The sequence below is a fragment of the Vibrio profundum genome, from assembly GCF_050337555.1.
GTDB lineage: Bacteria > Pseudomonadota > Gammaproteobacteria > Enterobacterales > Vibrionaceae > Vibrio > Vibrio profundum.
This window is the reverse complement of the sequence record NZ_JAKJTA010000016.1, coordinates 80,186-89,841: the sequence shown is the minus strand read 5'-3', so window position 1 is coordinate 89,841 and position 9,656 is coordinate 80,186. Positions and strand designations below refer to the sequence as shown.

General features: G+C 44.8%; 8 protein-coding genes. 6 read left to right on the top strand and 2 right to left on the bottom strand.

The annotated features are described in order from the left end of the window. The coding region (locus L4C34_RS15510) for a transposase (RefSeq protein WP_428789700.1) at positions 1–286 on the top strand (286 nt) is incomplete at its 5' end. Between the two features lie 504 nt (positions 287–790). On the opposite strand, the gene L4C34_RS15505 is transcribed toward L4C34_RS15510, so the two are convergent. Further along, positions 791–1,525 (bottom strand): substrate-binding periplasmic protein, encoded by a 735-nt coding sequence (locus L4C34_RS15505; RefSeq protein WP_428790253.1) that lies wholly within the window; start codon positions 1,523–1,525, stop codon positions 791–793. 780 nt (positions 1,526–2,305) lie between these two features. On the opposite strand from L4C34_RS15505, the gene L4C34_RS15500 reads away from it, so the two are divergent. From L4C34_RS15500 to L4C34_RS15490, 3 genes are all read left to right on the top strand, one after another. Continuing rightward, positions 2,306–3,625: an MFS transporter gene (locus L4C34_RS15500; RefSeq protein WP_428790252.1), complete on the top strand. Its 1,320-nt coding sequence runs from the start codon at positions 2,306–2,308 to the stop codon at positions 3,623–3,625. A gap of 106 nt (positions 3,626–3,731) precedes the next feature. Next, on the top strand, positions 3,732–5,375 hold the full coding sequence (locus tag L4C34_RS15495; protein ID WP_428790251.1) for an acetolactate synthase large subunit: 1,644 nt from the start codon (positions 3,732–3,734) through the stop codon (positions 5,373–5,375). Positions 5,376–5,519: 144 nt separating this feature from the next. Continuing rightward, positions 5,520–6,890 (top strand): NAD-dependent succinate-semialdehyde dehydrogenase, encoded by a 1,371-nt coding sequence (locus L4C34_RS15490; protein WP_428790250.1) that lies wholly within the window; start codon positions 5,520–5,522, stop codon positions 6,888–6,890. A 268-nt stretch (positions 6,891–7,158) separates the two neighbouring features. Here the strand turns inward: L4C34_RS15490 and L4C34_RS15485 are convergent, their stop codons facing one another. Next, complete coding sequence (locus tag L4C34_RS15485) at positions 7,159–8,040, bottom strand: LysR family transcriptional regulator (RefSeq protein WP_428790249.1); 882 nt, start codon at positions 8,038–8,040, stop codon at positions 7,159–7,161. Between the two features lie 84 nt (positions 8,041–8,124). Between L4C34_RS15485 and L4C34_RS15480 the strand changes: the two genes are divergently transcribed. Both L4C34_RS15480 and hutC read left to right on the top strand, forming a co-directional pair. After that, on the top strand, positions 8,125–8,565 hold the full coding sequence (locus L4C34_RS15480; RefSeq protein ID WP_428790248.1) for a PACE efflux transporter: 441 nt from the start codon (positions 8,125–8,127) through the stop codon (positions 8,563–8,565). Positions 8,566–8,621: 56 nt separating this feature from the next. Next, on the top strand, positions 8,622–9,338 hold the full coding sequence (gene hutC, locus L4C34_RS15475) for a histidine utilization transcriptional repressor HutC (RefSeq protein WP_428790247.1): 717 nt from the start codon (positions 8,622–8,624) through the stop codon (positions 9,336–9,338). Positions 9,339–9,656 lie beyond the last annotated feature (318 nt).

The following is a 9,656-nucleotide window of genomic DNA, read 5'->3' as shown; positions in this document are numbered from 1 at the left end:
CACCATGACACAAGCACTCAAAGGATGGTGTCGTCTAGCGAAATCAACACGAGTTCTCTCCCTATGTAACTTTGCTGATGCTTTATGGGATAGAAGAGTCGGTATCTGTAACTATGCAAAATATAAGCTAACGAATGCTCGGGTTGAAGCTGGGAATGTTTCTATAGGTTTACTCAGAAGAAGAGCCCGAGGCATCAGAGATATAGATTACTTCAAACTGAAGATCAGACAAACATCCGTACCTGATACTCATTCAACCTTTTATCCAAATATCAAGCTCACTTAAGCGGAGAAGAGCCGTTCAGGTACTGTAAATCAGCTGAAATGATAGTCAATAGTACCTCAACCCTAAATGGTTTAGGGGCAATATTATGCTAGACGCCTTACAAAATTTTTAGTCAATGCGATCCAGATTATTCACCTAAAGTTCTATCGACTTACCTTCAGGCTGAAAACATGATGGGGAGGAAACGAATTTCTAATGGAGTGCAATGCAAGCTACCTATCTATCGATCTAAAGCTCATTCTTTTTTCGAAACCAAAACACGTAAGTCATTACGATCAGGAAAATATACGAATAAATAATGGTCAACAAACCGCCAAGTTCAATGCTGGGGAACTTACAAAACGGTGGCCAATGTTAGTTGAGCACTACAGTCGCTAAAGTTTAAATTTTTATCTCGATGACAAACCTGATTACAACGCTCATGAGTAAAGCCCCTATACCCAAGTGACTTGGGTTTATAACAACAATATGGCAGCTTTCTGCTTCTAATTGGCACGAATATCCTTACTGACTTAGGTGATCATTCATCACCTTATTGACATCAATTTTACTTAGACCTTCATCGACAATGGCTTTCCAACGTTTACCCTCTGAATCATTAGTAAACGCAATGTACAAACCTTTCTCAGCAAGAAGTTTGGGATTCATGACTAACGTTTTGTCATATTGCTTGAGGCTAGTAGTGTTAGAGACGAGGTATGTCAAAACATTACTGTCTATCACGGCAAGAGGAACACGTTTTGTGGCTACTTTTTTCAAATTCACGTCATCATATTTAGCTTCAACTGCTTGAATCTCTCCCGATGCAACCATGGCATCAAACTCTACGGTATTCACATAACCACGAACAACACCAATTTTGTATGACTTGAGATCGTTTAGACTTGACCAAGTGATAGGATCTGCAACGTTTTCAACAAACCCTAGCGGACCGGTTCCTATCTTATCGGAAAATACAATGTCTGTGGAATCAAATTTATATTCCGGAAAATAACCTACTATTTTTTTGTATGTTTTTGCAAGGTGAACCGTTCTGGACCAGGGGTAAAATTCAACCTTTAACGAGTGGCCCATCGCTTCAACAGCCGCTTTCACAACGGCAACTGAGGCACCTTGATCAGGCAGTGACTTCCCTGAATAAGGAGGCCAATCCAGTGATGTTAATATTAGCGTCTCCGCTTTAATCGCCACTGAAACGATTAAACTTAAAATACCAATAGCTACTGTAAACTTTCGCATCGTTGATTCCTATCGAGTTAGTCCGATGACGATGTAAGTATAGGAAACGAATGTGCCCACCACGAATAATTGATATCTTTGTAGTTAAAGCCATCTTGGTAGACAAAATAGCAGTGCCAAAATGTTGAAGTGGAATGTCGCTTTTGTTCTCAAACGGACCTCGTTGTGACACATGGACGAAACCCGAGGGGTGATCTGACCCAGTTAGACTAGACACTTCATTGAGCGATCTAGGCTGCTCAGGTTGAGACATCGAGTTAAGCTAATACCAAAGACACGTATACGAGAAGCACTCCGGATTACTTTTATTAAGGCAAGATCCATTTTCCCTCTTGTAATCATGAGATCAGGCAAAGCAGGAATGGGGCATATCTAAGTCACTCTCGACTCGAAAAGTTTCGATCTTTATTCGCTGATTTACACTCTTTAACGTGCAGCGACAGGTGCATGACGATTATCCGTTAATCGCTCCCCTAGCTAACTGACCAACAACTCCATATCGAATGATATAAGCATTTTACTCCGCTAAAAATAGATACTAGAAAAGTAAAACTGGATATGACGCTCACAACAATTAGTTATAGTGCACCAATTTATCCATTCCTTAAGTCAGCAGGGCTAGCCGTAATAAAGCCACCCTATTCGACCAAATGCCTATATACACCACTCTCGAACGCTCTATCCTAACCTACTGATTTTTATCGCAAGCAAAGACAGCAAGTGAACTCTCCACGCAGAGAGTCTGGCTCTGCTGCTTTCGTGTTTAGGGAAGAAACAACTATGAGCCAACGAAGCAATACCCGACCTTGGATGATCATCGCCTTGCTGGTGCTGATCACTCTGATTAACTATATTGACCGATCGGCGATAAGTTTTGCTATGCCCGACATGGTGAAAGACTTCTCGCTAAACTATGCCCAAACTGGAATCATTATGAGCGCTTTCGGGTTGGGCTATCTGGTTTCCAATTTTACTTCCGGTATTTTGGTTGATAAGTGGGGAGCCAAGCTCATTCTCACTGTATCGATTATTTTATGGGGCCTTTCAATGGTGGGCGGAGGCATGGCGATTGGATTTATGTCGGCCTATATGATGCGACTGTTACTTGGTTTTGCGGAGGGTGCGGGGTTTCCATGTATGACCAAAGCAATTTCCACCAGCATTGATGCCGAGCACCGGACCAAGGCATTTGGCTTTTCACTTGCAGCGGTGCCAATGGCGTTGGCGATCGGCAGCCCGATCGTCTCCACTCTTGTGAGCCATTTTGGCTGGCGAAGCATGTTCTATGTATTGGCGGGCGTCAGTGTTATCTGGGTGCCTCTTTGGTTCTTCTTTTTCACCGATACTCCTAGAAACAATGCGAGTCAATCCAGCCTTCAATCTACAGAAAATCACCAGCCCCAACCAAATCACGAGTTTCAACAAGGTGTACCAATTGTCGACGCGCTCAAACGCAGCTTTCAATCTCCAACGTTAATCGCCAATTACATCGCGTTTTTTGTATTCGGGTACTACCTATTCTTTTTTATGAGCTGGCTACCAATCTACCTCCATCACAAGTATGACCTGAGCTTAAATAATATCGGTTGGATGTCTTTGGTGATTTGGTTAAGTGCATCAGCCGCTATTGTGCTGAATGGTTATTTGGGTGACTGGCTGTACAAAAAATCCGGCAGTTTGCGAGTTAGCCGTAGCTACCCAATGATTGTTTCCCAACTCGCTGCACTCGTCTGTATCGTGCCAATCCTGATTTCGCCAAGCATGACCACAGTGATCATTTTTATTACTTTGGCTGTGACGGCATTTATGTCGACCAACGCCAACTATTTCGCTATCAATATCGATGTGGCTGAAGATATTAGCGGGACAGTCCAAGGGGTCATGTCTTCATTTTTTGCTTTGTCCGGCATCGTGGCACCTATGTTGACGGGCTATATTGTCAGTGCCACCGGGCAATTTTATTACGGGTTCGCGGTCTTGATTGCGCTTAGCTTGCTTTCCATTTTTATGCTTTTATTTTTCCATTGTCGAGAAACAAACATTCAGATCACTTCAGCAGAATCTCAGTCGGCAACTAGAGAAGTCGCTGAACAGGAATAGAAGAAAATACTGGGTGAGATCACTTAAGTATCTCCCCTCTCCTTATTGACAGGCCCCAGAATGGGGCAGATATTGTTAGTTCTCCCAAATTGAGTAGGACATTCAAGTGAAAGCCTCGGATCTATTTTTAAGATGTTTGGAAATACAGGGAGCCAAGAGCATATTTGGCGTTCCTGGAGAAGAAAACGCCGATGTGATGATGTCACTGCAATCATCAGATATTGAATTTATCACCACCCGACACGAGCAAACTGCTGCGTTTATGGCGACCATGCATGGTCAGTTAACAGGCAGCCCGGGGATCTGTTTAGCGACATTAGGCCCTGGCGCCACGAACTTATTGACTGGTGTGGCTCAAGCTAATATGGATAACGCCCCGCTCATTGCCATCATTGGCCAAGCAGACAGCGCGCGTTTACACAAAGAATCTCACCAGAATATGGATTCAGTATCCATGTTTAAGTCGGTCACTAAATGGTCCACTACCATTCGAGACGCCAGCGTCATCCCTGAAGTAATTGCGAAAGCATTCAAGATTGCCACTTCTGGGATCCCCGGTGCGGTGCTAATCGAATTGCCCGAAGACATCGCCTCACATGATACCGACGTTAAGCCTCTCAACAAATCCGACGCGGCGCTTGAAATCTCGGCATCTGAAACTCATATCCAACAAGCTCTCACACTGCTTGAACAAAGCGAAAAGCCAATTTTACTGATTGGCCACGGCGCGGTGGTATGTGAAAGCGACGAAGCACTCAAAACCTTCACCGATAAAACCAATCTCTATTCCACTCATACCTTCATGGGCAAAGGAGCAATCACCAACTTATATGCCCGCTCCTTACATTGTGTCGGAATGGGGATGAAAGATTTGGTCATTGAAGCATTCGAACAATCGGATCTGGTGATTTGTGTTGGCTATGACTTGGTCGAATACCCTCCTGCCCGCTGGAATAATGGCGTGGAGAAAAAGATCATACATATCGGGCCTGAGCCTGCTGAAGTGGATATGAAATATATGCCTAACTTAGAAATGGTTGGGCACATTTCTACTATCTTGCAACAGATGAACGATAAGGTTCAGGAAAAACACCGCAAAAGCGCACCTTACTTTGCCGGCATGCAAATGACTATCCAACAAGAGCTCGACAGCGATAAATGCGATGCCAGCTTTCCGATGAAACCAAAGCGTATTCTACAAGATGTACGGGCGACACTCACCGACGACGATATTCTCGTCAGCGATGTTGGCGCGCACAAAATGTGGATAGCGCGCCAATATGGCGCTCGTAAATCAAAAACCTGCTTTATCAGTAATGGATTTTGCTCAATGGGCGGCAGCATGCCCGGAGCACTTGAAGCCAAGCGTTTGAATCCAAATACCGATGTGGTAGCTGTGTGTGGAGATGGCGGTTTTATGATGAGCATTCAAGCGCTCACGACGGGGGTTAACCTCAAGGTCCCATTTGTCACTCTAGTGTGGGAAGACCACAATTATGGGCTGATAAAATGGAAGCAAGAGATGCACTTTGACGCCTACTCACCTCATGTCGGCCTACAAAATCCTGATTTAGAGGGGTTAGCCAAATCCTTTGGTTGCCATAGTATAAGATTAACTGGCAGCGAGCAGCTTATCCCTGCACTGCAAGAGGCATTTTCTGTGCGTGACAAGCCTAGCGTCATCATTATTCCCGTGGATTACAGTGAGAATATGAAGCTGTTTCATCACCTCAATGACACCGTGCAATAACGATATAACTCAATAATAATACTGTGAAATAAAGAGACCTACGCCTAAAGCAAAAACCAAGTGATAACTTGGGTTCACGCCGCTATTGAATTTACACTACCAAGGGGCTTTATAGCCCCTTACTTGTTTAGAAAGGTATTAAATATGAATACATTGGACGTCACTAACCCATCGACTGAAGAAGTTATTGCCCGCTACCCAATTATGCCAAAAGACGAGGTGATGTCCGTCATCTCACAAGTCAGCGAAACGCAATCACATTGGCGAGAAAGTGACTGGGAGAGAAGACGTAAGCTGATCCTCAGTCTTGCTTCTGTACTTAGAAAAAACCTGCAACAATACGCCACGATAATTACCCAAGAAATGGGCAAGCCAATCTCTCAGTCTCAGCGTGAAATCGAAAAGTGTGCCGTGCTATGTGAATACTACGCAGAGCATGCTGAGCAACATTTGCAACCCCGGAAAATCGAAACCGCTCACCAGAAATCCTACGTATCCTACCAGCCTTTAGGCACTATTTTCGCCATAATGCCATGGAACTTCCCTTTCTGGCAGGTCATGCGCTTTGCCGTACCCAATATTATGGGTGGTAATGCCGCACTATTAAAACATGCACCCAACTCAACGGGAGCGGCGCTGGCAATGGAGAAGGCGTTTTTGGAAGCCGGGTTCCCAGAGCACCTGTTCCGCAGCTTAGTGATCGATGTTGATGTCGTTGAGTCCATCATCGAACATCCTCAAATTGCAGGGGTTGCACTCACTGGCAGTGGCAAAGCTGGCGCAATTGTAGGAGCACAAACAGCGCGCGCACTAAAAAAAGCGGTACTGGAGCTTGGAGGCAGCGACCCCTATGTAATATTAAGCGATGCCGACCTCGACCATGCAGCCGAGCAATGCGTCGAATCTCGCCTCGATAACGCAGGCCAAGTTTGTATTTCAGCCAAACGCCTCATTGTGGTGGCTGATATCTATGACGCCTTTATTGAAAAAGTCAAAACGAAAGTAACGCAGTATCAATGTAACGATCCGATGGACCCATCGACAAATATTGGTCCAATGGCGCGGGAAGATTTGATGTTAGAGCTTGACGGCCAAGTTCAACGCACCATTGCTGAAGGCGCAACTTGCCTATTGGGCGGGGCAGTACGTGATGGGAAAGGATTCTTCTATCTCCCTACTCTATTAACTGGCGTGACCAAAGGCATGACGGCCTACGAAGAAGAACTCTTTGGTCCTGTCGTTTGTGTTTTACCCGCCAAAGACGAAGCCGATGCCATTCGAATTGCCAACGACTCTATATTTGGCTTAGCCGGAGCTGTCTTTACGCAAGATCTCGCTAAAGGCGAGCGCATCGCACGCGAAAAAATCCACGTTGGAGCCTGCGCTATTAACAGTAAAGTCGCTTCCGACCCACGCTTGCCGTTCGGCGGAGTGAAACAATCAGGCTTTGGCCGAGAGCTCTCAGCCGAAGGCATTCATGAATTTATGAATGTTAAAACGGTACTGGTGAAGTAATTCCACTTGAAAATGATTTATGAACAATAACTAAGATCGAAAAAAGGCCGTTTAGTATAGTGGCAGCAATAGCGCTCCTATACTTGCGGTCTACTGAAGCCCCTCCCCGTATTCTATCTTAGTAGCTGAATTCCCCGCTACCTGCTCTAAAAACGCTAGTGGTAGCAGCGTCTGCCCTTACTTACACTGAACTAATTGGCCTCGCAACCAAGTCAACACCGCTTCACTATCGTAAAAATAGTGGGTAGTTAGCCGATCTTCCATGTACTCAATCCAACAGCACTTTTAGCCCCTCTTCCAACCACGATAACGCTGGTCCCTTCGATCCTAGTTTTGAGACTACCAAATCAACCGGTGGGCACCATGCTTTATGGTCAAAACTGATATTGACCTCGGCAAGCACTCCATTGTCTATGTCCTCTTGAACCGAGTGACTCGGTAAATAGGACCAACCTAAATTGCCGTTTGATATCATATTTTTGATTGCATGAAAGCTGTTCGCCCACCAGACCTTTCCTGCAATTACAGGAAACTGTTCAATAGACTCGCCTTTGTAGCCGCGCAGCATTAATTGACGATGTACCGCCAAGTCAGTCGCTTTAACCTGATCCATTTGAGCTAAAACATGATCGGGGTGACATACGGAACTAAAAGGTAGATTACCGATGAAACACGGTTCAATATCACGATTAAAAGTCAAATCAGTAAACATGAGTCCGACATCGGCACGCTGCTCACCGATCACAGAAATCACATCCGTACTCGATACCGACAGCAATTCGATTTCAGTTGCAGGAAAGCGATCGGCGAACTGGCTCAACACACTAAATAGCGATGGCATGATTAAAGCGTCATCTAGTGTTAGCTTAATCACATCTTCTTCTTGGTTGCCAATTGATTGGACGCAGACGCTCAAATCTTCGACTTGTAACACAATGGCTTTCGCCTGCTTAAATAACTGCGCGCCTTGTTTAGTTAAAGTCGGCTTTCTGGTTGAACGGTCGAAAAGTTGAATATCAAAGTCAATTTCTAAATTACCAATGCCCTGGCTCACGGCAGATTGAACTTTACCTAGCTTTCTCGCACACGCAGAAAACGAGCCCAGTTCAACCACCGTAACGAACATACGTAGTTGCTCAATGTTATACATATCATTATTTGTGATAGTTAGTATCTTTCTTTTATCATAATTTAAGATATTGTGATATTCAAATCCTTCGACGAGAGAAATGATATGTCGCACAAAGAACGAGTCTTACATATGGTGCTGTTTGAGCTTATCGCCCTCATGCTAATGACGACGTTAGCAACATGGGTGACGGGACACGGTGCAACGGAGATGGCAGGACTGGCAGTGACGCTGTCACTAATTGCCATGGTGTGGAACTATGCTTACAACTATGGATATGACCACCTGTATGGCAGCGATAGAAGCAAACGTACATTTACCACCCGTATATTGCACGGGCTAGGTTTTGAATTTGGCATGATGATACTGACGATTCCAGTTCTCATGTGGGTGCTACAACTTGGTTTCTGGTCTGTGCTAGTCATGGACATAGGTGTTGCGCTGTTTTTTGTTCTTTATGCAATCGGCTTTAACTGGCTCTACGATGTGCTACGGGCAAAACTGCTAACCAGCACTGCACCTCAGAATAGCAAAGCCAGCATCTAGCCAAACGGCGTCTTTATTTGTATAGTCAATTAAACACCGTACAAATAAGCATATATATGTCTGACGCCCCTCTTTATATCCAAATCAAGCAATACCTTAACGAAAACATCAATTCGGGTGTTTGGCCCGTGGGTTCTAAAATCGCAACCGAGCTTGAGCTGACGGAGCAGTTCTCCGTCAGCCGGATGACAGTGAACAAAGCCATCCGTGATTTAGTTAATGAGGGAAAATTACAGAGACGCCCACGGGCTGGCACCTTCGTTTGTACGCCGAAAGAAAAATTGGAATCCCCACTTCTCGGTATTCGCAACATTGCAGATGAAGTCAGTCAGCGTGGTCACGTGTACACTAACCGTGTAATGAAGCAAATCGCTATCGACGCCGATGAATCTGTGGCAATCAAATTGGGAATTATGATCGGTAGCCCCGTATTTTACACTGAGATCATCCACTTTGAACAAAATAAGCCGATTCAATTGGAAGTCCGTTGGGTCAATACACAATTTGCTCCTCAATATCTGGAGCAAGATTTTTCATCAATCACGCCGAATCAATATTTGTCGGAAAACTGTCCAATCAGTGCCATCGAGCATACCGTTGAAGCGATCAGCCCCAGTGGTGATGTTCAAGCGTTGCTTTGTATTTCTAACAGCGAGCCGTGTTTGTTGCTGCATCGGCGCACTTGGAGCCAAAACCACCTTATTAGCTCCGCCCTACTGTATCACCCCGGCTCGAACTACAAACTAAGTTCAAAAATTGAAGTGGAAAGTTGAAATGGATGGGTCTTTGATACGAGTGAAAGTTTCGCTCCCAAACTGGCCATGTTCGTTGAGTCAGCACCTAAATGGACGACATTACCTACCAACATCCCAGTGTATGATAAATACCCCCCACAATTCGGGCTTGACTGAAGTTGGTTTGATCTAATATTGAACTGCTATCAACAAGGAACTTAATCAGCCTCAAAATGAGGCTGGCATGTGTCTATGATTCTCTGCGCAGTCCATTGATAAATGCTAAGGAGTATTGACACCCTCAGCAGATGAAAGAACGAGCTCTTTTGCTTCTTCCAACCATGCTCGAGCAGCTTC

Bases quoted from the DNA above. Each gene is read 5' to 3' on its own strand.
- hutC (WP_428790247.1), top strand. From the start codon at position 8,622: ATGTCTGACGCCCCTCTTTATATCCAAATCAAGCAATACCTTAACGAA.
- L4C34_RS15500 (WP_428790252.1), top strand. From the start codon at position 2,306: ATGAGCCAACGAAGCAATACCCGACCTTGGATGATCATCGCCTTGCTG.
- L4C34_RS15490 (WP_428790250.1), top strand. From the start codon at position 5,520: ATGAATACATTGGACGTCACTAACCCATCGACTGAAGAAGTTATTGCC.
- L4C34_RS15485 (WP_428790249.1), bottom strand. From the start codon at position 8,040: ATGTATAACATTGAGCAACTACGTATGTTCGTTACGGTGGTTGAACTG.
- L4C34_RS15480 (WP_428790248.1), top strand. From the start codon at position 8,125: ATGTCGCACAAAGAACGAGTCTTACATATGGTGCTGTTTGAGCTTATC.
- L4C34_RS15505 (WP_428790253.1), bottom strand. From the start codon at position 1,525: ATGCGAAAGTTTACAGTAGCTATTGGTATTTTAAGTTTAATCGTTTCA.